Source organism: Algoriphagus iocasae (assembly GCF_014206875.1).
GTDB classification, from domain to species: domain Bacteria; phylum Bacteroidota; class Bacteroidia; order Cytophagales; family Cyclobacteriaceae; genus Algoriphagus; species Algoriphagus iocasae.
Genome location: NZ_JACIJO010000002.1, coordinates 227192 through 250759, shown reverse-complemented (window position 1 = coordinate 250759; position 23568 = coordinate 227192). Strand labels below are relative to the sequence as shown.

At 39.9% G+C, this 23568-nt stretch carries 18 protein-coding genes; 11 read left to right on the top strand and 7 right to left on the bottom strand.

Annotated features, from left to right (window positions below; all coding sequences use genetic code 11):
- Positions 1-34: 34 nt before the first annotated feature.
- The 3 genes from FHS59_RS08505 to FHS59_RS08495 all read left to right on the top strand — a co-directional run bounded on the left by FHS59_RS08505 (position 35) and on the right by FHS59_RS08495 (position 2830).
- Positions 35-529, top strand: a complete 495-nt coding sequence (locus tag FHS59_RS08505; RefSeq protein WP_184494722.1) for a GNAT family N-acetyltransferase — start codon at positions 35-37, stop codon at positions 527-529.
- Between the two features lie 59 nt (positions 530-588).
- Positions 589-1185, top strand: coding sequence for an HdeD family acid-resistance protein (locus FHS59_RS08500; protein ID WP_184494721.1), 597 nt, complete (start codon positions 589-591; stop codon positions 1183-1185).
- A gap of 64 nt (positions 1186-1249) precedes the next feature.
- Positions 1250-2830: a M1 family metallopeptidase gene (locus FHS59_RS08495; RefSeq protein WP_184494720.1), complete on the top strand. Its 1581-nt coding sequence runs from the start codon at positions 1250-1252 to the stop codon at positions 2828-2830.
- Between the two features lie 57 nt (positions 2831-2887).
- Here the strand turns inward: FHS59_RS08495 and FHS59_RS08490 are convergent, their stop codons facing one another.
- A complete protein-coding gene (locus tag FHS59_RS08490; RefSeq protein WP_184494719.1) occupies positions 2888-3808 on the bottom strand; it encodes a carbon-nitrogen hydrolase family protein in 921 nt (306 codons plus the stop codon).
- Positions 3809-3934: 126 nt separating this feature from the next.
- Here FHS59_RS08490 and rlmN point away from each other — a divergent pair, with 126 nt between their 5' ends.
- A complete protein-coding gene (gene rlmN, locus FHS59_RS08485; protein ID WP_184494718.1) occupies positions 3935-4993 on the top strand; it encodes a 23S rRNA (adenine(2503)-C(2))-methyltransferase RlmN in 1059 nt (352 codons plus the stop codon).
- A 57-nt stretch (positions 4994-5050) separates the two neighbouring features.
- Complete coding sequence (locus FHS59_RS08480) at positions 5051-5521, top strand: porin family protein (protein WP_184494717.1); 471 nt, start codon at positions 5051-5053, stop codon at positions 5519-5521.
- On the opposite strand, the gene FHS59_RS08475 is transcribed toward FHS59_RS08480, so the two are convergent.
- From FHS59_RS08475 to FHS59_RS08460, 4 genes are read right to left on the bottom strand one after another with little or no spacing between them, the layout of a single operon-like run.
- Positions 5522-6451 carry a rhomboid family protein gene (locus FHS59_RS08475; RefSeq protein ID WP_184494716.1) on the bottom strand — a complete coding sequence of 310 codons (930 nt, stop codon included), beginning with the start codon at positions 6449-6451 and terminating at the stop codon, positions 5522-5524.
- A 2-nt stretch (positions 6452-6453) separates the two neighbouring features.
- Positions 6454-7245: a rhomboid family intramembrane serine protease gene (locus tag FHS59_RS08470; RefSeq protein ID WP_184494715.1), complete on the bottom strand. Its 792-nt coding sequence runs from the start codon at positions 7243-7245 to the stop codon at positions 6454-6456.
- Between the two features lies 1 nt (position 7246).
- A complete protein-coding gene (gene mutL / locus FHS59_RS08465) occupies positions 7247-9091 on the bottom strand; it encodes a DNA mismatch repair endonuclease MutL (RefSeq protein ID WP_184494714.1) in 1845 nt (614 codons plus the stop codon).
- Complete coding sequence (locus tag FHS59_RS08460) at positions 9084-9488, bottom strand: hypothetical protein (RefSeq protein WP_184494713.1); 405 nt, start codon at positions 9486-9488, stop codon at positions 9084-9086. The genes mutL and FHS59_RS08460 overlap by 8 nt, the downstream gene beginning before the upstream one ends.
- 280 nt (positions 9489-9768) lie before the next feature.
- On the opposite strand from FHS59_RS08460, the gene FHS59_RS08455 reads away from it, so the two are divergent.
- The 6 genes from FHS59_RS08455 (at position 9769) to FHS59_RS08430 (ending at position 19661) form a co-directional block, all read left to right on the top strand.
- Positions 9769-12726, top strand: a complete 2958-nt coding sequence (locus FHS59_RS08455; RefSeq protein ID WP_184494712.1) for a glycoside hydrolase family 3 N-terminal domain-containing protein — start codon at positions 9769-9771, stop codon at positions 12724-12726.
- A gap of 312 nt (positions 12727-13038) precedes the next feature.
- Entirely contained in the window at positions 13039-14175 is a 1137-nt protein-coding gene (gene bshA / locus FHS59_RS08450; RefSeq protein ID WP_184494711.1) for an N-acetyl-alpha-D-glucosaminyl L-malate synthase BshA, read from the top strand.
- Between the two features lie 114 nt (positions 14176-14289).
- The gene (locus FHS59_RS08445) at positions 14290-14913 is read left to right on the top strand and encodes a sterol desaturase family protein (protein WP_184494710.1); all 624 of its coding nucleotides are present in this window, start codon (positions 14290-14292) and stop codon (positions 14911-14913) included.
- 91 nt (positions 14914-15004) lie between these two features.
- The gene (locus tag FHS59_RS08440; RefSeq protein WP_184494709.1) at positions 15005-15829 is read left to right on the top strand and encodes a Rossmann-fold NAD(P)-binding domain-containing protein; all 825 of its coding nucleotides are present in this window, start codon (positions 15005-15007) and stop codon (positions 15827-15829) included.
- Positions 15830-15918: 89 nt separating this feature from the next.
- Complete coding sequence (locus tag FHS59_RS08435; protein ID WP_184494708.1) at positions 15919-18036, top strand: outer membrane protein assembly factor BamB family protein; 2118 nt, start codon at positions 15919-15921, stop codon at positions 18034-18036.
- 83 nt (positions 18037-18119) lie between these two features.
- Positions 18120-19661, top strand: a complete 1542-nt coding sequence (locus FHS59_RS08430; protein ID WP_184494707.1) for a long-chain-fatty-acid--CoA ligase — start codon at positions 18120-18122, stop codon at positions 19659-19661.
- Positions 19662-19923: 262 nt separating this feature from the next.
- Here FHS59_RS08430 and FHS59_RS08425 read toward each other — a convergent pair whose 3' ends face one another.
- Complete coding sequence (locus tag FHS59_RS08425; protein ID WP_184494706.1) at positions 19924-22272, bottom strand: TonB-dependent receptor; 2349 nt, start codon at positions 22270-22272, stop codon at positions 19924-19926.
- Positions 22273-22349: 77 nt separating this feature from the next.
- The gene (locus FHS59_RS08420) at positions 22350-23549 is read right to left on the bottom strand and encodes a hypothetical protein (protein WP_184494705.1); all 1200 of its coding nucleotides are present in this window, start codon (positions 23547-23549) and stop codon (positions 22350-22352) included.
- Positions 23550-23568 lie beyond the last annotated feature (19 nt).

Here is a 23568-nt window from a genome sequence, read left to right as displayed (position 1 = left end):
CCTTCATCAAGGCGGTTTTTTTATTTCAAAAAAAATGGGAAACGATTCTATAACCATCAGGAATACATTTCTGCCAAGTGATCTTGAACTAGTGGCTTTGCTACATGGCAAAGTTTATGGTGAGGAGCATGGTTTTCCTGAGTCATTTGAAACGGAAGTAAGAAGAGGGCTCCAGATTTTTAATCAAAACTATGATCCTGATAAAGATCAGGTTTGGGTGGTGGAGAAAGGTAGTCAGTTAGTAGGTTTTATTTTGCTGTTCCATCGTGAGAAAAATCAGGCCCAACTCCGATATTTTATTTTGGATAAATCCTGTAGAGGAACTGGTATTGGGAAAAGGTTGATGGAAGAATGGATGTCCTTTTTCAGGGAGAAAAAATACGATTCGGCTTACTTATATACTACTTCAGGTTTGGATGCAGCAGTTTCATTATATGAAAAACATGGCTTTGTAAAAGTATCTGAAGAGACTACCATGAATTTTGGATTTCCTTTGTTGGAAATTCTTTTTCGTCTGGATAAAGGTTAACTTAATTCAAGTTCTGGAATGAATTTGTAACTATATTTTTCACTATTAATCACAGTCTTATGACAAATAAACCTTTCAAAACCATTCAAAAAGCCCTCTCTTATTGGTATTTGCTGACGATCATCGGTGTGTTGTTTATTCTATTGGGCATTTATGTATTTAGCACGCCATTGGCTTCCTATTTGGTCTTGGCGACCTTATTTAGTTTATCATTTCTAGCTTCTGGACTCAGCGAATTGACTTTTGCTTATGGCAATAGAAAACAGCTTGATCATTGGGGTTGGTTTCTCGCTTCTGGACTGGTAAGTACGATGGTTGGTGTTTTACTTTTGACAAATCCTGCTTTGTCGATGGTTACATTACCGCTTTATGTAGGATTTGGAGTTTTGTTCAAATCCATTGTTGGGATCAGTTTTGCTTTGAGTTTAAAAGACCATGGAGATGAATATCAATCTCTTCTTTGGTTGGGAATCGGGGGTGTGATCCTTTCTTTTATTTTGATCTGGAATCCTGGAATAATCGGAATGACTTTGGTCACCATCACAGCGCTGATTTTTATACTTCTTGGAGTGGTTGCAGTGCTGTTTTCTTTGAAACTGAAAAAACTACATGATTTGCCTGGCAAGATCAAAGACAAACTCGAAAATCAATCATGATATTAGGAAGGCCGTAATTTTAGAAAAACGGCCTTTTTTTAATTTCTACCTGTAAATTTGGAACATGAAAAAGCACCTCTTTTTTTGCCTGTTTTTTATCATCCCATTTGCGTCAGGATTTGCACAAAATTGGGACTGGGGAGGTCCTATGGATCCTTTACAAGAGAAATTCAGTGTGCTTCATTACCAGTTGGAATTGGAGATTCTCCCAGAGTCAAAATCCATTCAGGGGAAAAATACCATTCAATTTCAATCCTCTGAAAAGTTGGATACATTGCGTCTGAATCTAATAGATGAGTACAAGGTCGATAAAGTCTTGATGAATGGAGAAGAGGTTGAATTCACGCATCATGATGATATTTTGGATATTATTCCGATCGACTGTACTTGTGATCAGGTAGAAGTTTATTACGGTGGAAAAACTCCAATTGCTCAAAACCCACCTTGGACTGGGGGATTTACCTGGGAATTGGATCGCTTTGATAATCATTGGATGGGGCTTTCTTCACAAGGAGAGGGAGCAAAGATTTTTATGCCGGCTTTGGACCATCCGTCGAGTGAACCAAAAAATGGAGTGGATTTATTCTTCACTGTTGATAAGCCCTATTTCGTAGCCTCAAACGGTAGACTGATTGAGAAAAAGGAAACCGAAGATCAGGTGACTTATCATTGGGCAACAGACTATTCGATCAATAATTACGATGTGAATTTTACTTTGGGAGTATTTCATGAAGCTAAAATGGATTTCGAGTCCATCTCAGGAGAAATTATCCCAATGCATGTTTATGTACTTCAGGAAGACCAAGCGAAGGCTTTGGCGCTTCTTGAAGTCCTTAAAGTAAGCACTGAAACACAAGAGAAGTATTTGGGGCCATTCCCTTTTCCAAAGGATAAAATTGCAGTTGTAGAAACCCCATATCTCGGCATGGAGCATCAGACCATCAATGCCTATGGGAATAATTTTCAGTTTGTTCCAATGGGTCAGGTTCAATATGACTGGCTATTGCATCATGAACTTGGGCACGAGTGGTTTGGAAATAAAATGTCGGTAGGAGACTGGGCAGATATGTGGATTCATGAAGGTTTTACTGCTTTTGCAGACTGGCTATTTTATGAAGCACATGGTGGTTCCGAAGCTTATTTCACCCAAGCTGCGTCGGTTTTAAGGACCATTCCCAATGAAAAGCCAGTTGTATCTCCACCGAATAGCACAGAAGAAGAGGCATATCATGGCGAAATTTACAGCAAGGGAGCTGCGGTCATTCATGGTCTCCGGGGAATACTTGGAGATGAGGTTTTCTTTCCTATGTTGAAGGCCTTTATCATGGATGATCGATTTACTTACCAAAATCAAGTTACCACCAATGATTTTATTGAGTTTGTTCAGTCTTATACCGGTCAAGACCAAAGCGGCTATTTGAATTATTATCTGAAAACGACAGATCTTCCTGAAGTAAAGGTGAGTAAGAAAGGCAAAGCAGGATATGTAGTAAGTCTTAAAGGAATTGATTTCATCATGCCTGTAGAGGTCGAAACTTCTAACGGATTGGAAAAAATCAATTTGGGTTCAAAGCCTACATTTGTTTCCAGTACTACTCCTATAAAAGTTGATCCTAGAGGTTGGCTAATGCTAAAAGAGAAGTAAACTTAGGCTTATTCCACCGGCATATTCCCTCAATTCAGGTGATTGAATTCAAAAAGGCTATTTTTCAACTTTTATATAAGGCTGGTTAATTACTTGAAAATGAAATATATCATCTCGGTTATAATGTCTGATTGGATCAAAATCCAATTTGCTTTTGATGATTTCCTGAAGATCAATTTCTGCACAAACTGCTCCAGATTCACCCAGTAACGGACCAGCTAAAATTTCACCCATCGGAGAAACGATTACAGTTCCTCCGGAACAAATAACTTCTGGATCATCTTTTACTTCATGTTGATATTCCTGAGAATACATGGACTTGGTGAAAAATTGATTGCATCCTAAGACAAAACAGCGGCCTTCCAATGCAATATGCTTCATGGTAGCGATCCAGTTTTCCCGTGCATCGGCTGTAGGAGCGATGTAGATTTCTACACCTTTTTGATACATCGCCATTCTTGCTAAAGGCATATAATTTTCCCAACAGATCAGCCCTCCCAATTTGCCGATTTTAGTATCAAAGCTGACCAGCGACTTTCCTGAATCTTCTGCCCATATCAATCTCTCAGTGCCAGTCGGTTTGATTTTCCGATGCACACCCAATAAGCCGTTTGGTGAAAAATAGAGCATGGAGCAGTATAAACTCCCGCTCTTTCGATTTCTTTCTGTTACACCAATGACCAAATAAATCTTTAGCTCCTGACAGAGTTTTTCTAAACGATCCTGATCTTCAGTTTCCAATTCAAAGCTGTTTTGGTAATACTTGAGGTATAGATTCCTACCCGCTTCGCTTCGACTTCCGATTTTTGCTCCAAAAGAAAAACCTCTTGGATAGCCGGGAATAAATGATTCCGGAAAAACGATGAGTTGATGTCCTGCTTCTACATGCTTTCGACAAAGTAATTCGACTTTTTGAAGCGTTTTTTCCTTGTCAAAAAAGACCGGGGAGTCCTGAATTAGACAAACTTTGATTTTCATTGGATGAAGATTTGATAATCAATTTACAAAGTCTTGGTAAAGACCAGTCAAGAACTTGTAATTTTGCGAACTCAAAGCCAGGAAATTGCATTCCACTATTTCCAGCCTTAATCCCTAAATTGCAACATGGAAGAGACCCCAAAAAAAGACATCCGTAAGTTAAGCCTACCTGAATTGGAGGAGTTTTTTTTGGCTCAAGGGGAAAAGAAGTTCCGGGCCAAACAAGTTTATGAATGGCTTTGGAATAAGTCTTTGAAGAACTTTGATGATATGAGCAATATTTCTCTGAGCACCAGAGAACTATTGAAAACTCATTTTACTATCAATCATATCCGGGTAGATTTGATGCAGCACTCCGAAGATGGAACCATCAAAAATGCGGTTAAATTATATGATGATAAGATCGTAGAGTCGGTTCTGATCCCTACTTCCAAAAGGATTACCGCCTGCGTTTCCTCTCAAGTTGGTTGCAGTCTGGACTGTAATTTTTGTGCAACAGCGCGATTAAAGAGAATGAGGAATTTGAATCCTGATGAAATTTATGATCAGGTGGTGGCTATCAAAGACGAAGCAGAAACCTATTTTCAAAGGCCTTTGACCAATATCGTTTTTATGGGAATGGGAGAACCTTTACTAAACTATGCAAATGTGATCGCAGCGATTGACAAAATCACTTCTCCGGAAGGATTGGGTATGGCTGCAAGAAGAATTACTTTATCTACTGTCGGTGTGACCAAAATGATCCGTAAAATGGCGGACGATGAGGTCAAGTTCAATTTGGCAGTTTCACTACACTCAGCCATTAATGAAACTCGTTCCCGACTCATGCCTATCAATGACAGCAATCCGATCGAGGAATTGGGAGAGGCTTTGAAATATTGGTATCAGAAGACTGGTAGAAAAGTTACTTACGAATATGTGATTTGGGATGGAGTGAATGACGATGAGCGCCATGCGAAAGCCTTGGCCAAATTCTGTAAAATCATTCCATCAAAAGTGAATATTATCCAATACAATCCGATTGATGAGGGCGAATTCCGTCAGGCAAAACAAGAGGCTGTGGACATGTATGTTCGCGTTTTAGAAGGGCAGGGGATTATTGCCAAAGTCAGAAAATCCAGAGGTCAGGACATTGATGCAGCTTGTGGGCAATTGGCAAATAGGAACGAAGTAGCCGCTCTTTAAAATCACCTCATTTTGATAATTGCAAAAAGCCAGCTAAATTTTTAAAAATTCTCCTCTATGAAAAAAGTCATTCTTTTGTTTTTCGCCTGTTTTGCTTTGTCTTTTGTGGCCTCTGCTCAGACTCAGGGAGACAGCAGATTACATGTTTTAGGATCCTATGGATTGCGATATAAGTATTTTGGTGTAGGTGCAGGTTTCGAATATTTTTTTGTGGACAATTTTGCAATCATGCCGAGTTACACCAAGATTTTCCCAAATGTGGGTAAGGCCAGTAATTTCAGTGCTGATTTGAGATATTATGTTTCTGTTGGTACTTCACAGCTCTATTTTATGGCAGGCTACAGCCAAAGCTGGGAAAATACAAATCCGGATGGTGCAGGAACAAAGAGGAATTATAAAGGAGCTAACGTAGGTGTTGGCGCTTATATTCCTATGACCGAATGGGTGGGTTTGAGTACAGAATTCAAAGCTCAAAGCCAGTATCCTCGCGAGGTTGGTTTCCGCTTTGGGTTTGCATTTCCACTTTAATTACTTTTTGCTGAATTCGAAAAGCTTTCTCTTTTCATCTTTAGAAAGTGCTTCGTAGCCCTTTTCTGCGATTTTATCTAAAATAACATCTATCTCTTCCTGAGAAGCTTCTCCTTGTTTGGCCGCAGGCTTAGCTGCAGGAGTTGATTTGGTAAAAGGCTTAAAGTTACTGCTGCTTTTTGGTCTTCTGTAGGAGACATTTACTTTCTTCCGTCTAGAAAATATGTTTTCAAAGAAGATTCCGACTTTCTGCACAGGCACTCCTAAATCAATTCCTCTTCGTAACTCCACAATGTAAAGGAAGCCCATCAACGCGCCGCCTAAATGCGCTAATTCTCCACCGGCATTTGCCCCTGCAGAATTCGCAAAAGATAGGATTACATAGAAAATCGCGATGTATTTAATCTTGACTGGACCTAATAATATTAGGAAAAAAGTAGTGTTTGGACTTAAAGTCGCAGCACCTACTACGATTGCAAAAACTCCTGCGCTTGCCCCTAGCATCAATGAACTATCCACTGATCCTCGGAAATAAGGAGCTAGATTATAAATCAATACATAAAATAGCGCACCTGCCAAACCTCCTAATATGTATAGATTTGCCAACTTTCTGCTGCCTAAAAACTGGTGCACCAATTGGCCAAACCAGAATAAAAACAACATGTTGAATAGGATATGGAAAATCCCTTCATGCATGAACATGTAGGAAAATATAGCCCAAGGTTGGGATATCAACTTGGTCAAAGAGGCAGGCATCATAAAAAGAGAAACGCCTGCAGAATAAACATCTCCAAAGCCTGTAATAGTGAGCATCACTCTTGAGACAAGCAACACCAAAAACACCAATAAATTGATTGCAATCAGCTTATAAAGGCTGTTGTTATCATGCCGGAAGGCGTTTCGAAGATTTTCCCAAAAATTTCCGTACATCGTTAATAAAAACTTTTTCTATCTTTTTTCCAGAAGTAAACTAAAATCCCACCAATGATCAACCCTCCTAAATGGGCAAAGTGGGCGACATTGTCCGTTGGATTATTTACCAGTACGTTGTAAACCGTATAAAGACCATAAAAAAGCACCAAATATTTGGCTTTTACGGGCATTGGTGGAAATAAAAGGAAAAGCTGAGTATTTGGAAATAGCATCCCAAAGGCAATCAGAATTCCAAACAAAGCTCCCGAAGCTCCAACCATAGGTACATTTCCCTGAATATTTACAATTGCATCCAGTGTTTGACTTGCTCTGTTGATCTTTACCTGATCGTTAGGATTTCTGCTGTAATCATCCACAAAATCAAAGATGGCTCTGTCAAAATAGCCTCTATTTTCTAAAACCAGTTTATTGAATTTATCTGGATCAGGATCCATCTGAAAAGAAGCAACTTTATCCTGAAGTGAATTCATTTTATAGCTGGAATAAGCAGAATAAAGGACTCCGGACCCCACTCCACAAACCATCCATAGAATCAATAATTTTTTAGGTCCTAAAAACTGCTCTAACAATGGGCCAAAAACCACCAGGCCTAGCATGTTGCTGAATAGGTGCCAAAAACCTGCATGCATAAACATGTAAGTCAGAAACTGAAATGGTTTAAAATAAGGGCTGTTGATGTAGTATAAAGCAAACCAGTCACCGAGCTGTGGAAATATAAATCCCGAAACCAGGAATAAGACCACGTTGATCAATAAAAGATTTTGTACTACAGGAGTGATATTTCTAAACATACTATTTTCCGAAGAAGGAGTGGATGCTGGATAAATCCAATTTGATAAAGGTTTTGTTCCCAGAAAGCCCATAATTTGGGTTTTGGCAGGCAAATAATTGTCCTACGAGTGTTTCCATCTCTTGTGAAGTCAATTTTTGCCCTCTTTTCAATGCCGATTTTCTCGCCAATGATCTCGCTAAATTCTCTCTGTTTTCTAAAGAAAGCTCGTTTTTAAAGTTTTTATACTGCTCAAGTAATCCTTCGAAAAGATCCTTTTCGCTTTTTGACTGAATATCTGCCGGTACGCCCTGAATAATGATCGTGTCTTTTCCAAACTCAGAAACCATAAAACCCAGGCTATGGAGTTCAGGAAGGATATCCATGACCAAAGCAAAGTCTGAAGCACTTAGTTGGACAGTTGGCGGAAACAAACATTGCTGAGATGGGCCTTGTGCCGAATTCAACTGCTTGATGTAACGCTCGTATAAAATTCTTTCATGGGCGATCTGCTGATCCAGGATCAACATCCCAGTAGACATTTGAGCCACAATATAGTTTAACTCCACCTGAAAAGTAGTGCCAGTGGATTCTTCTTCAGGTCTTGGAGCAGTGAATTCCCGATTTTCTTCCTGAGATGCCCGACTTGGGAACGTCAGTACTTCAGGTTCTTCTTCCGTAGATTGGTCCACGGTTTTAACGGATGAATTTTGGCCTTCAAATAGCTTTTCCCAGCCGGAAGTACTTGATTTTTTAAATTCTGGAGTATTGTAGCTTTTGTAGCTGTATTCTCTGTCCACTTGATCTTTTTTGGAAGGATCTTTCGTCCAGTTATCAGTAAAATTCACATCAAAAGAAAAGTCAAGTGAAGGGACGACGTGATGGGCTCCAAGGGCTTGTTTTACTGCAGATCGAATGACTGCATAGACAGTCCTCTCATCGTCAAACTTAATTTCAGTCTTTGTTGGATGAACGTTGATATCGATATGAGAGGGATCAATTTCTAGAAATAACACATAGAAAGGATGTTGATCTGACTGGATCAGTCCTTCAAAAGCATTAGAAACTGCGTGATTGAGATAACTGCTTTTGATAAATCTGTTGTTAACAAAGAAAAACTGTTCTCCGCGGGTTTTTTTTGCATTTTCGGGTTTGCCGATATAGCCCTTTACATTGATGTGTGGAGTCAACTCTTCACAAGGCACCAATTGTCCTTGATAATTTTTACCGAAAAGCCCTACAATCCGCTGACTTAATTTGCCAGGGGGAAGATTGAAAACTTCTAAATCTTGTTGATAGAGTGTAAATGCGATTTCCGGATAAGAAAGAGCCACTCGTTGAAATTCATCCACGATGTGACGCATTTCCACGGGATTGGATTTCAGGAAGTTTCTTCTTGCAGGCACATTGTAAAACAGATTTTTCATCGCCACCGATGTTCCGTTCTGCACTGCGATTGGCTCTTGTTTTTTGATGTCTGAACCTTCTATTTGGATCAGCGTGCCTAAATCGGAGTCTGCTTGTTTTGTTTTGAGCTCTACTTGTGCGACGGCTGCAATAGAAGCTAAAGCCTCTCCTCTGAATCCAAAGGTTTTGATTGAAAATAAGTCATTACTGGTCTTGATTTTAGAAGTTGCATGCCTTTCGAAACTCATTCGAGCATCCGTTTGAGACATTCCTTTCCCATTATCAATGACTTGAATCAGCTGTTTCCCAGCTTCTTTGACGATTACCTGGATTTGAGTAGCTCCAGAATCAACCGAATTTTCCAATAATTCTTTTAAAGCAGAAGCAGGTCTTTGAACTACTTCTCCAGCGGCGATTTGATTGGCGATGGCATCCGGCAAGAGCTGAATGATATCACTCATCTTTCTTTTTTGGTTTTAGCCTGAAGAAAAAATAAATCCCTGCAATAATGGCCGTGAGATATAAAATGTATTCAAAAATGACTGGTCCTAAATAAATATATCCACCTAGTCCACCCAGAAGTATAAAGAAAATAAAGGACCGGATCATGCCGGTAGTTGTCAATGGATTGACGCTCTTTTCTTTCATGCCTCTATGCTGGGCAAATGCACCTCTGATACCTGATTGATATTTAAAATCTGAAGTTTCATCTCCAGGACTGATTTTCCCTTCTGCTTCCAGCTCTTTTTTTATTCGGGAAGTTCGCTGGTCAATTTCCTCCTTGACTGGGTCATAATACCTGGGTTTGATATCAAAACGCATCGGGCTGGCAGTACGAAATACGGATGGAAATTTCATGGTAATATATGGTTTGAATGAAACTTCACGTTAATGTGAAGGTTCATGATGGGATAAAGTTCAAGAACATCGACCAGATATCAAATTTATAGCGCATTTAACCCTAAAAATTGATCATTCTTGGTCGATCTTTTATATCTTCAATTATCCTTAGTTCCACAGGTAATAGACCAACAGACGGCCCGGGAACAAAGGAGCGGAATTTTATCATACGAATTATCCGCGTGGCCGTTTTCACAAATTTATTTTAAAAGTTAAGGATTAAAAATTTTACAGGGGAATGAGCATGAAGCTTTGGAGGGTATTGACCGTAGGATTTATTGCAGTTTTATTCACTTCTGGAAAAGCGGATAAGTTTGCAAGGCTCGAAGATCCATTGATCAGCAACGATGCATTAGACCAAAAAAGTTGGGTTGATAGTGTATTTAATTCGCTGAATTTCGAGGATCGACTTGGGCAATTGTTTATGGTTGCTGCCTATTCAAACAAAGATCAAAACCATGTCAATGAGATTGCAAAATTGGTTGAGAATGAGAATCTGGGAGGATTGATATTTTTTCAGGGAGGTCCGGATAGACAAGCCCGATTGACCAATTATTACCAGGCACTTTCCAAAACCCCATTATTTATTGCTATGGATGCCGAATGGGGTATCAGTATGCGTCTTGACTCTGTTCCTGATTTTCCAAAAGCAATGACCTTAGGGGCTGTGCAGGATACGGATCTGATCTATGAAATGGGAACTGAAATGGCACGACAGTTCAAAGAACTGGGCATGCACATCAATTTTGCTCCCGTAGTCGACGTGAATTCCAATCCTGATAATCCTGTGATTGGATACAGGGCATTTGGAGAAAATAAAAAATTGGTGACCCAGCGAGCGGTAGCCTACATGAAAGGGCTTCAAGATCATGGAGTAATTGCAAATGCCAAGCATTTTCCAGGTCATGGTGATACTGAAGTGGATAGCCATTATTCTCTTCCCGTGATCAAAAATCCAGAGCAAAGAATCTGGGACATTGATTTATATCCTTATCAAGAGTTATTCAGGGAAAATTTAATGTCCGTAATGGTGGCACATTTAAATATTCCGAGCTTGGATCCGACAGCCAACATGGCAACTAGCCTTTCCAAAAAAGTGGTGACAGATCTCCTGCAGGACAGGATGAATTTTCAGGGACTGATTTTTACGGATGCTCTTAATATGAAGGGAGTTGCCAAAACAAATGCTCCCGGAGAGGTGGATCTGAAAGCATTGCTGGCTGGAAATGATATTTTATTGTATTCACAGGATGTGCCCAAGGCAAAAGCAATTATAAAAAGAGCTGTAGAGGATGGAGTAATTGCTGAGTCGGAAATAAATAGAAGGGTAAAAAAAGTATTGAAGGCAAAATATTGGGCAGGTTTAAATGAGTATAGACCGATAAAAACCAGAGGCCTGATTGACCGACTAAATACTCCTAAAACAAAGGTAATTACAGAAGAACTCTATGCGGATGCCATTACAGTCGCTACAAATAAGGACGATCTGATTCCATTTAAGCAATTGGATCTAAAGAACTTTGCCAGTTTAACGATTGGAGATGAGGGGAAAGAATTTCAAAAATACCTCTCTAAATATTCCAAGTTTGAGCATTTCTCCATCAAGAAAGCAGCAGATCAGACGTCACATTATAATACCATGAAGAAGTTAGAAGACTTTGATGTGGTCGTAGTCGGTTTGATGGGCGTGACGAATAGTCCTTCACGTAAATTTGGTATTGCGCCTGGAGATGTTCAGCTCTTGAAAGACTTAAGCAAAAGGCAGAAAGTAGTCGTAGTATTATTCGGCAACTCTTATGCAGCCCAATATCTGGAAGGCTTGGAGAATGTAGTTTTTGCCTACGAAAATAATGATATCACGCAGGAGCTAGCCCCTCAAATTCTTTTTGGAGGTAGACCTGCCCAAGGTATTTTGCCGGTTTCAGTTAGTGATCAATATACCGAAGGAGTAGGAGGATTTTTGCCTGGAAACCATAGATTATCTTATGGGACTCCTGAAAGTGTAGGTTTGGACGGCGCAGTGTTAGATAAGATTGATGAAGTGGCTGAGAAAGCAATTAGAATTCAAGCGACACCGGGAGCAAGTGTACTTGTGGTGAAAGATGGAAAAGTTGTTTTTGAGCGATCTTATGGACAGTTGGAATACAAAGCCAGTCCGAAAGTAAATTCAGAAACTGTATATGATTTAGCTTCTATTACAAAAGTTTTGGCAACAACTCAGGCGGTCATGTTTTTAGTAAGTAGAGGAGAGCTGGATATGAATAAAACTCTTAGCGACTATCTACCGGAGTTGAGAGGGACCAACAAAGAAAAGCTCGTTTTGAAAGATGTGATGGCCCATGAGGCAGGTTTGGTTGCATACATTCCTCATTATGCCAAGACTGTCCAAAATGGGAGTTGGAGAGGGGATTTTTACAAACCCACTGCAGAACCAGGTTTTACGAGGCCAGTATCAAATGACATGTTTGGTCGAGATGATTTAAGAGATAGCATCTGGAACTGGACTGTAGAGTCCAAGTTGATGCAGAAATCGGGAGGCAGATACAAGTATGTTTATTCTGATTTGACCATGTACTTGATGCAGGCGGTAGTAGAGAGAGTAGTCAATCAACCATTGAATGAATTTATGGATCAGAATTTTTATGAGCCATTAGGGTTGAGTACGCTAACTTTTAAGCCAACTGAAAAAATGCCAGTTGACAATATCGCTCCAACAGAAGATGATGTTGCTTTCCGTAAAAGACTAGTGAGAGGTTATGTTCATGATCCTGGAGCTGCAATGTTTGGAGGGGTGGCTGGTCATGCCGGGCTTTTTGGTAAAGCAAATGATTTGGCAGTCATGATGCAGATGATGCTCAACAAAGGATACTATGGGGATGTTGCTTTGATCAAGCCAGAGGTGGTGGAAACCTTTACCAAAAACCAGTCAAATCAAAGCCGAAGAGGTTGGGGTTGGGATAAGCCAAATAAGGAAGTAGGAAAAGGAGGATCTGCTGGAGACTTGGCTCCAAAATCAGTTTATGGCCATACCGGATTTACTGGGACTTGTATTTGGGCTGACCCGGATAATAATCTGATTTATGTTTTCTTATCCAATCGGGTTTATCCTGATGCCAACAATACAAAACTTCTAAAAGAAGGGGTTCGAACAGAAATCCACGATATCATTTATCAGGCTATGGGTAAGTCGAAATAGCTCTCAAATAGCTGTTTTTTGAGTCTATTTTGTCCTTTTTCTGTATTTCTTTGAAATTTATTTTTCTAATAATTATTCTGTAAAACTTTGTATTTCAAAAGGTTTGATGGTTGATAAGGGTTGATTCTCAAAATTAATTGGATTAAAAATTCTTAATTTGAACAAAATCAAACCCAAATCGTGTTTAAAGTCAGGTTTAAACACCGATACCATCTGAAATATGAAATCAAGCAAGACTTATCCCATCTGGTGTTTTGATGGATTCAGCCAATGCGAGATTCCATGTGGCCGTAGAAAATCAAAAATAATCACATGAAAATAGGCATTGTTTGCTACCCTACCTTTGGGGGTAGTGGAGTAGTAGCTACAGAACTTGGAAAAGGCTTGGCGAAATTAGGTCATGAAATTCACTTCATTACCTATAGACAACCGACCCGACTGGACTTTTTTAGTGAGAATTTATTCTACCATGAAGTAGACATTAAAAGCTATCCTTTATTTGAGCACGCGCCTTATGAACTTGCTTTAGCCAGTAAAATGGTTTCAGTAGTGAAATATGAAGAGTTGGATTTATTGCATGTTCATTATGCCATTCCTCATGCTTCTGCAGCATACATGGCAAAACAAATCCTGAAAGAGCAGGGAATCAGAATTCCTGTAGTGACTACTCTGCATGGAACAGACATTACGTTGGTAGGAAAAGATCCAAGCTATGAACCTGTAGTGACATTCAGTATCAATCAATCAGATGGAGTTACCGCAGTTTCAGAAGATTTGAAGAAAGAGACGTTTTCTCATTTTGACATTCGAAGGGAAATAGAAGTTATTCCCAATTTTATAGATCTGGAAAGATTCAAGAGACAAAAGAAGGAACACTTTAAATTGGCAATTTGTCCAAACGGAGAGAAATTATTGGTTCACACCTCTAACTTCCGAAAAGTCAAGCGTGTGGAAGATGTCATTCGTGTTTTTTATGAGGTCAGAAAACAGATTCCTGCCAAACTTTTGCTCGTTGGTGATGGACCTGAGCGGGACAAAATGGAGCGGCTTTGCAGAGAATTAGGAACTTGTGATGATGTCCGATTCCTTGGTAAACTCGATGCTGTCGAAGAAGTATTATCAGTGGCGGATTTATTTGTAATGCCATCCGAAAAAGAGAGTTTTGGTTTGGCTGCTTTAGAAGCAATGGCCTGTGAAGTTCCTATTTTAACCTCAAATGCAGGAGGAATTCCTGAGCTGAATGTCGATGGAGTGACAGGATTTGTCTGTGAAGTTGGCGATGTTAAAGCGATGAAAGATAAGGCATTGTATATTTTGGATGATAAAAATTTGGCTAAATTCAAGGAAAATGCCTTGGCTAGAGCTTTAGAATTCGATATTTCGGCGATTTTACCATTATATGTAGATTATTATAAAAAGACAATAGAGTCCACATTAGCACCTATTTAATAATTTCTTATATTATAATAACACATTAAACCCTCTAATAACTCAAATAGCTTAACTTTGTATTTCAAATAAGGGGAGACCTTTAGGAATAAGTAAATTTGATTGAATCTTAGTATGAAAAAGATTGGAAGACTAGATAAACCTGACAATTTTAATACAGCACGGATGTTTACCAACCCTGTATTGGAAAGGTTGACACGGACAAACATTTTAGTGCCAATTACCATGTTTATCGTTTTTGCAGGTATTTCATTTTATTATGCTTATACCACTACCAGCATAGATTTAGTAATGGGACTTGGTATTACCGTCATTGGTTACATTGTTTTCACTTTTGTGGAGTATATGATGCATAAGCATTTTTTCCACATGGAGCCAAATACTCCAATCAAGGATAAATTACAGTATACCGTGCATGGTGTTCATCATGATTACCCAAAAGATAAATATAGACTGGCAATGCCACCTTTTGTGTCTGCGGCCTATGCAGCTATATTTTACCTAGTATTTACCCTGATCATGGGAGATTATGCATTGTATTTTCTTCCTGGATTTCTTTTCGGATATGCGAGCTATTTGGGCTTCCATTATTTAGTACATGCATTGGCTCCGCCAAAAAATTTCATGAAAGTTCTTTGGGTAAATCATGCTATCCATCATTACAAAGATCCTGATGTAGCATTTGGAGTGAGTACACCGCTATGGGACATCCTTCTGGGAACCATGCCTAAGAAATAATAAAATCAAACCTCCTCATTCGGGAGGTTTTTTTATAATCCAAAAAATCCCCAAATCAAATTTCATTAGCTGTCTAAGTAAAAAAACTCAAATGAAAGAAGTAGGAATCATTGGTCTCGGATGGACCGGAAAACCCCTCGCGATATTTTTAAAAAATCAAGGTTGGAAAGTAGTAGGAAGTACAACCTCTGAGCAAAAGAAGAATGATTTATTGAATTCTGACTTAGATGCGGTGAGATTGGAAATGGCTCCACATCCTGTAGGTAGCGGATTTCAAAAGCTTTTTGAAGGAGATTATTTGGTGATCAATATACCTCCTAGGTCTAGGGTTCAGTCAGCCGATTTTTATTTGGAACAGATCAAGTTTTTGAAAAGTATGATCAATCAATCTAAAGTGAAAAAGGTGATTTTTATCTCAAGTACAGGTATTTATCCCAGCAGTCTATCTGAGTTTCCTTATGATGAAAATTGTGAGTTAAGTACAGATAATGTGGGAAACAAAACACTTTGGGATGCTGAAAAGATGATTTCAAGTTCTACAAATTATGACTTGACGATTATTCGTTTTTCAGGTTTGATGGGAGAGGAAAGAATTCCAGGAAAATATTTCGCTGGAAAAGATAACGTCGTCGGACATACTCGAGTGAATTACATCCATCAAGAGGATGCGGTGAGAACAATTGCTTGGGTATTGGAAAATGAGATTTGGGGTGAACTGTTTAATGCCACTTCTCCAATTCACCCGAAGAGAAAAGATGTTTATGAAAAGAATGCCGAATCGGTAGGGTTGGAAAAGCCAAAGAGTTACGCACCAGAGAAGGAGGGTGAAGACCGACTGGTTTCCACTGAAAAGTTATTAAAAACAGGGTTTCAATATACTTATCCAGACCCTTTAGATTTTCCATATTCCGGATAAATTATTTTTTGTCATTTGGCATAGGTAATAATTTGGGGAGGGCTTAAAAAAAGACGATATTCTGTGTCTAAAAGCAATAAACCCTCCTTATGAAACTTCTGAAAGCCTGTTTCACACTGTTTTTACTTTTACATTTTTCCTGCGAAAAACCAACTCCCAAAATTGATTACACGGATTGGTCTCATTACGGCGGGCCAGAAGATGGTTCCCGATATTCCTCATTAGATCAGATCAATAGAGAAACTGTCAGCACTTTGGATGTTGCCTGGACCTATCAAACTGGCGATAAAACCGAGCGATCGCAGATTCAGTGCCAGCCTATAGTTGTCAATGGACTACTCTATGGAACCACTCCCAAGTTAAACGTATTTGCTTTGGAGGCAGGAACTGGGAAAGAGGTCTGGAGATTTGATCCATTTGAGATTTTGGGAGGAGAGAATTCTTGGGCAGGAACCAACAGAGGAGTGAGCTATTGGGAAGAAGGAGAGGACAAGAGAATCCTTTTTGGAGCTGGCAATTGGTTGATGGCAGTGGATGCTTTGACTGGTAAGCCGATTGAGGATTTTGGAGAGGGAGGAAAAGTAGATTTGAGAAAGGGTTTAGATACCGAAAGAGATGATTTTTTGATCGTTGCCAATGCACCTGGAGTGATATTCAAAGATAAAATCATCATAGGAATGCGGCTTTCCGAAGGTCTGGACGCAGCTCCTGGTCATATCCGGGCTTATAATGTAAAGACTGGAAAGCGAGAATGGATTTTTCATACCATTCCGCATGAAGGCGAATTTGGATACGAAACTTGGGATCCCGAGCATGTCAAGAAAATAGGTGGCGCAAATAATTGGGCAGGTATGGTTGTCGATCAGCAAAGAGAAATCGTTTTTGTGCCGACAGGGTCAGCAACCTATGATTTTTGGGGTGGATTTAGAGAAGGGGATAATTTATTTGCAAATTCTTTGATCGCGCTGGATGCAAATACGGGTGAAAGAAAATGGCATTTTCAGGCTGTCCATCATGATGTCTGGGACAGGGATTTTCCCGCCAATCCAAACTTGATCCGAATCAAGAAAAATGGCTCTTGGATCGATGCGGTGGCGCAGATTTCCAAACAAGGAATGACATACGTTTTTGATCGGGAAACAGGAGAGCCAATCTGGCCGATCGAGGAAGTAGCAATGCCACAAAGCAATCTTCCCGGAGAGAAAACTTCTTTGACCCAACCGATTCCAACGCTCCCAGAGCCTTTTATGAAAATGAAATTTGAGGATCAGGATATCTTAAATCTGAAGCCCGAATGGGAAGCAGATATCCGCGAGCAATTGAAAAATGTGAAGATTGGAGAAACTTGGGGACCCCCTAGCGCCGAGCATGGGATCGTTTTATTCCCAGGCATGGACGGGGGAGGAGAATGGGGTGGAGCCTCTTTTGATCCGGAAAATCAAACCATGTACATCAATGCCAATCAGATTCCATGGCTGATCGAAATGACTCCAAACGCAGCGTTTGAGAATGTCGGGCAGTCTATCTACACAACCTATTGCGGGAATTGTCATGGGTTGGAAAGGAAAGGGAATCCGCCTGCAGTTCCCTCACTGTTGGGTATTGACCAAAAATACACAATGGATTCACTTCACACTTTGTTGAAAAAGGGAAGAGGAGCGATGCCGGCTTTTGATCATATTTCTGAGGAAAACAGAAAAGTTTTGGTCAATTATATATTGAATGGACAAATCGAAGAGGGAGATAAGAAAGAGATGGAATTTGAAAATGCACCTTTGGCTCCACGCTATTTTATGAATGGCTATAAAAGGTTAACGACCAAAGAAGGGCTATATGGAAGCAATCCTCCTTGGGGACTTTTGACGGCAATCGATATGAATACAGGAAAGCAAAAATGGCAAATTACCTTGGGTGAAATCGACTCTTTAAGTGCACAAGGATTTGAACCTACCGGAACAGAAAATTATGGTGGACCTGTCGCCACAGCTGGAGGTTTAGTCTTTATTGCAGCCACCAAAGATGAAAAAATCAGAGCTTTTGATAAAGATACTGGAGAGTTGCTTTGGCAGGCTTCTTTGCCAGCTGCAGGACATGCCACACCAGCTGTCTACGAAGTCGATGGGAAGCAATTTTTGGTCATCGCTTGCGGAGGAGGAAAAGGAACAAAAAGTGGAGATGCTTATATGGCTTTTTCCTTACCATATTGATTGAAAATCAAGGATTTGCCGAATAAAATTCTTAGATTATATCCCTTTATTGTTTTATCGAACCCAATTTAATCTACACTGTTATGATGAATCTTGCAGTTTTACTGGAAGAAAGCGCGAGAAAGTACCCCACAAAAGACGCGTTTATTTTTATGGACAAGCATTTGACTTTTGCTCAGGTGAATGGTGCAGCAAACCAAATTGCAAATGCTTTAAATACCATGGGAATCCACAAAGGTGATCGAGTGGCATTGAGCTGCCTCAACCTTCCTTATTTTCCAATGGTCTATTTCGGGATTTTAAAAGCCGGAGCTATAGTGGTACCACTTTCTGTCTTGCTTAAACATGATGAAGTCGAATACCATCTTAAAAATTCTGGAGCCAAAGCCTATTTTTGTTTCGAGGGCACCAAAGAACTGCCGATGGCGAAGGAAGGTTTTGAAGGCTTTCAGAATGCGACTTCCTGTGAGCATTTCTTTGTCATAACACCTCAAATGTCAGATTCATCGCCTTTTGAAGGAATAAAAACTTTGGGCATGTTAATGGCAACTAGATCACCTATTTATTCTACCATGGTGACTGATGCCGATGACACAGCTTTGATTATCTATACTTCCGGTACGACCGGAAAACCAAAAGGTGCAGAGCTTACCCACTCTAACCTGCTTCTGAATGCGATGCTCTCTGTAAAGATTCTTTCATTGGAAAATAGTGACACTCAACTGATCGTATTGCCTTTGTTCCACATTTTTGCGATGACCGTTTTGATGAATGCTGGATTATATGCAGGAGCTACCAGCATATTGCTACCAAGGTTTGAAGGCAATCAGGTTCTTTCATTAATGGAAAAGCATCAAGTAAGTATTTTTGCAGGAGTTCCAACCATGTATTGGGGACTGCTGAATGCGGAAGGGGATGGGGTGAATCTGGAAAATATTGCCAAAAATCTGAAAACCTGCGTTTCTGGTGGAGCTGCTTTGCCCGTCAATGTGCTGGAGAATTTTGAAGCGAAATTTAACGTACCCATATTCGAAGGATATGGAATGTCGGAAGGATCGCCAGTGGTGACTTTTAACCAAAAAGAATTTGGCAAAAAACCAGGATCAGTTGGAGTTCCAGTATGGGGTGTGGAAGTGAAAATTGTGGATTCTGAAGGAAAAGAATTGCCCGTGGGAGAAAAAGGAGAACTCATTTATAGAGGCCACAATGTGATGAAAGGGTATTACAATAACCCAAAAGCGACAGCAGAAACCATCAAAGATGGATGGCTATATTCAGGTGACGTCGCCGTAAAAGATGAGGACGGGTTCTTTTTCATCGTGGATCGTACCAAGGAAATGATTATCCGAAAAGGGCTGAACGTTTATCCTAGAGAGATCGAGGAAGTGATGATGAAACATGAGGCTGTATCTATGGTTGCGGTAATTGGTGTGCCAAGCGATGAATCTGGTGAAGAAATCAAAGCTTGCGTCGTGTTAAACAAAGGATTTGAAATGACAGAGGATGAGTTGAAATCATGGACGAAAGAGCATATCGCCTCTTATAAATATCCCAGAATAATCGAGTTTATGCATGCCTTACCAATGTCCGCTACCGGTAAAATTTTGAAGAAAGAGTTGAAGTAAAACTCAAGAAAATCGAAAATTAGAGGTTGTTTTATAATTTATTTTTGTCACATTGACCACTTGAGAAACGAGATTCTCCAAATAGAAATGTTTTTTATTTCGCTTCGTTAGGCTTTCGTTTTACGCGACTTTTGTTGCTCCAATGCTACTAATGAAAGATTGATTTAATTGCACGATATGCGGGTCAGTCCGAGCGGAGTCGAGGACCCTTCGACTCCGCTCAGGGTGACCGACATCCCGTATTTAAGACCAATTCCTGTCATTAGAATTCAACCCTATAACTTAAAATTGGAATTAAAGGTGCTTGATAGGAAGTTTTGATTTCTGAGTCCATAGGCTCATAATATCTTCCATAAATATTTTTTCGATTGGTAGCATTTTGAATATCCAATGCCCAGATTCTGGTCGATTTTTCCTTGTTCCTTTTTAAACTTAACCTCAAATCAGTTCTGAAATAAGCAGGATTTTGTTCTTCAAAAGCTTTGGAATCATCCAGTACGGTTTCGCCTTTTTGAATAGATTCATCCAGCAGGATTGGAGTGGTCCGCAATCCTCCACCGTAAATTCCCCGAATATTGATTCCCAATGTTCTGTTTTTTCTTAATTCAAATTCTTTCTCGCCAGTAAAAGTGACATTCAGGTTTCCATTGAATCGGGTGTTTCTCCAGACATTTTCTTGGGTTTTGTATTGGGAATTATACAATGAAGTTGAAAGAAGGAAATAGAGATTGTTATGGGTAAACTGTTCCAAAGTCATTTCCACTCCATAATTTTTTCCATAGCCTTTATTGATCAATGGGTCGGTTGCAAATGACCATTCCTGATTGATAATGGAATAGGTTTGATCAGCTCCTTCTTTGATTGGAATCTGGAATAAATGCTGGTAATAGGTTTCGATTTTTAGACGAAGTAAAGGATTGAGTGAACGATCGTATCCCAATACAAAATGGTGTGATTTACTCAGGTCTAAGTCGTGGTTTGGCAAAGTGATTTGGCCTGATATTTCTTTTTCTGCAAAGTAAGTCCCAAGTGGCTGAACTTGACTATGAAGTCCATATCCGAAGCTCAGGCGCTGTTTTTCATCCAATTCATAGGAAATGCTCGCTCTAGGCTCAAGTGAATTTGAGTTATTCAGCAAAAGCTGGAGGTAATGTAATCCCAAGTTCACCGTCAGCCGATCTGTGGCCCGATAATTCCACTGGGAAAAGGCCTGGATACTTTGAGTACTTCCATCTGAATCAATGTTTTTTACCAAACGTTTTACGTCCTTATCATAATTTTCCTGATAGAGTGTGTAGTACAATTGGTTCAGATAGATACCAGATCTTAAGCTGGATCGTGCAGAGAGTTTGGAGTTTAAAACCGAACTGAAAGTGATTTTGGAATTACTGAATTTTTCATCGTAGCGATCTTCATTAAAATATTCATTGTCCAAACGCGAACCTTGATCTCCAATAGTATTCCCCGAAGCCAAAAGAGTTGTTTGCAGGAAGTTGGATTGGTTTAATGTCGTTGAATACTTGATTCCCACAGCCCCGGTATTGGACAAAAATTTGGAACTATATCGGTCTCCTTCACTCTCCCAAATCAAGGAGTCAGACTCTGCATTACTTTTTTGATCACTCAATCCACCAAATCCAAAAAGCGAAATACTGCTTTTTTTGCCAGTGGGAAGGTACACATTGAAAGACAGATCCTGAAAGTTGGTGACAAAATCACCCAATGGTAAGCCTAGTTTTGAAAGTAGGGAAAGTGTTGAATATCTATAATTGACCAAGTAAGAGCCTCGGTAATTTTTAGCGATTGGTCCTTCTGCCGCAAGATCCAATCCCAAAAAGCCAGCCTGAACAGTAAATTCCTGATTTTCATTATTGCCCTTTCTGAGATTTAGATCAAACACTCCGGAAAGTGCATTGCCATATTCCGCAGCAAAAGCTCCTGTAAGAAAGTCCGAATTGGCGAGCAGTTGGCTGCTCAAAATAGACACTCCGCCTCCCGAACTGCCAGGATTGACAAAGTGATTTGGGTTAGGGATGTCGATTCCTTCCATTCTCCAAAGCAAACCGTTTGGGCTGTTTCCGCGGACAGAGATCGTATTATTCCCATCATCTGTTCCCACAACTCCTGAAAACGAAATAGCCATTCTTCCCGGATCATTCACTGCGGCAGCAAACTTTCTGGCTTCTTCCACGGAGAACGTTCTTCCGCTGACTACAACCATTTCATTGATAGTTCGGTCTTTGTCAGTGGCGGTGACTACAAACTCTTGGATTTGTGTGATATCCTCTTCCAATGCAATCTGTAAAACCACTTCCTTACCGGAATTGACCTGGATATTTGGAAGAATGATGTCCTTGTAGCCTACAAAACTTACCCGTAAGGTTTGCGAACCAATAGGGACAGCAGGGATTTTAAATTCTCCAAGTTCATTGGTGATTTCACCCAAAAGCGGATCAGTATTTAACACCATGACTGTTGCTCCGGGCATTGGAATTTGAGTCACTTGGTCTACCACTTTCCCTCTAATAGTTTGAGAAAGAGTTTGAGTTTTGGCCGCAAAACTTAAAAGAGAAAGCATTAGAAATAAATAGGTTTTTAATATTGTTTCCATGTGCTTGTTAGGGTTTTTAGACAATAGGATTCCAGCCTGAATAAATTCAGGAAGGTTGTTTTTAGGATTTTAAAGGATTATAGGAATCGGATTCCAGCACGGAATCCCCACCAGAATTGACCAGCTAGATCCTTATTGTAGCGGAAAGTATGTTCCGAAAAAGTTTGGAATCCGTTGTAGTAAAATAGCTCTGGATGCTGGTCAAAGGATGTTTCGTAAATTCGGTAATTGATAGTCGGACCGGCAAAAATCCCAAACTTATTAGCCACTTGGAAATCGGCTCCTATATAAAACCGATTGATCAGATTCAGCGCTTCGACATTGCCTTTTTGCATTTGTTCAGAAGTCAGTTCGATGTTCAAGAAGGTGTTTTTTCCAAGTCTCGGAGAGCTTCCTAGACCATATCCAAAAGCCCAGACAGTTTCATTTCTAATCTCTGGTCGGAATCCTGCAGTGATAATGTTATAAAAACTTCTTGTCCCTGTCCTGAATGCAAGGTTCAGTGGCATGACCTCATTCGTACTTATTTCCAAGGTGTGATAGCCGCTTTTCACGTAACTGATCAATCCAATTGGAGCTCCTGTGATGCTATCGGAATAGTTTATTAATCCGATTTGACTTCCTTTTACATTTCTGGCAAAATTCAGAATACCCGCGATTTGCGCACCTTGGACATCTTTTGGAGTGAAATTCAAAATTCCTGCCGCTTGGACTCCGTGGACATTTCCTCCTGCGAAATTAGCAATACCCGCGCCTTGAAACCCAGTAAGATTTTGACCAGCGAAATTCAAAATTCCGGCACCTTGGAATCCTCTCATTGACTTGCTGGTGAAATTGGTGATTCCGGCCATTTGGGCTCCATCCACTTTTCCAGTTGTGAAATTTACGATTCCAGCGCCCTGAACACCCTGGATGGAATCCAAAGTGGAATTCACAATTCCTGCAAATTGGGCTCCTTCAAATGAACCTCCTACTTGGTTGAAAATCCCGGCAAATTGCGCATGCTTTACATCAAATCGGTTGATGTTAAATAAGCCCGCTAATTCCAGTTTGTTTGTACCTGCAGAATAACCTCCAAATAAATTGAATGAGAAATCATTGATCGTATTTCCTGAATTACCTCCATTGGTTCCCAAATAAGGAACAATAGAAATTTGAAGCTCCGTATGATTGATGATCTCTTTTTCGGTAGTATCTGATTCAGACTGTGAAAATGAGTCAATAGGATTAAACCCAAATAAAAGAGCTGCTACTATAAGTCTTTGAACCGTTTTCATAATGTTGGTTTAGTTTTCG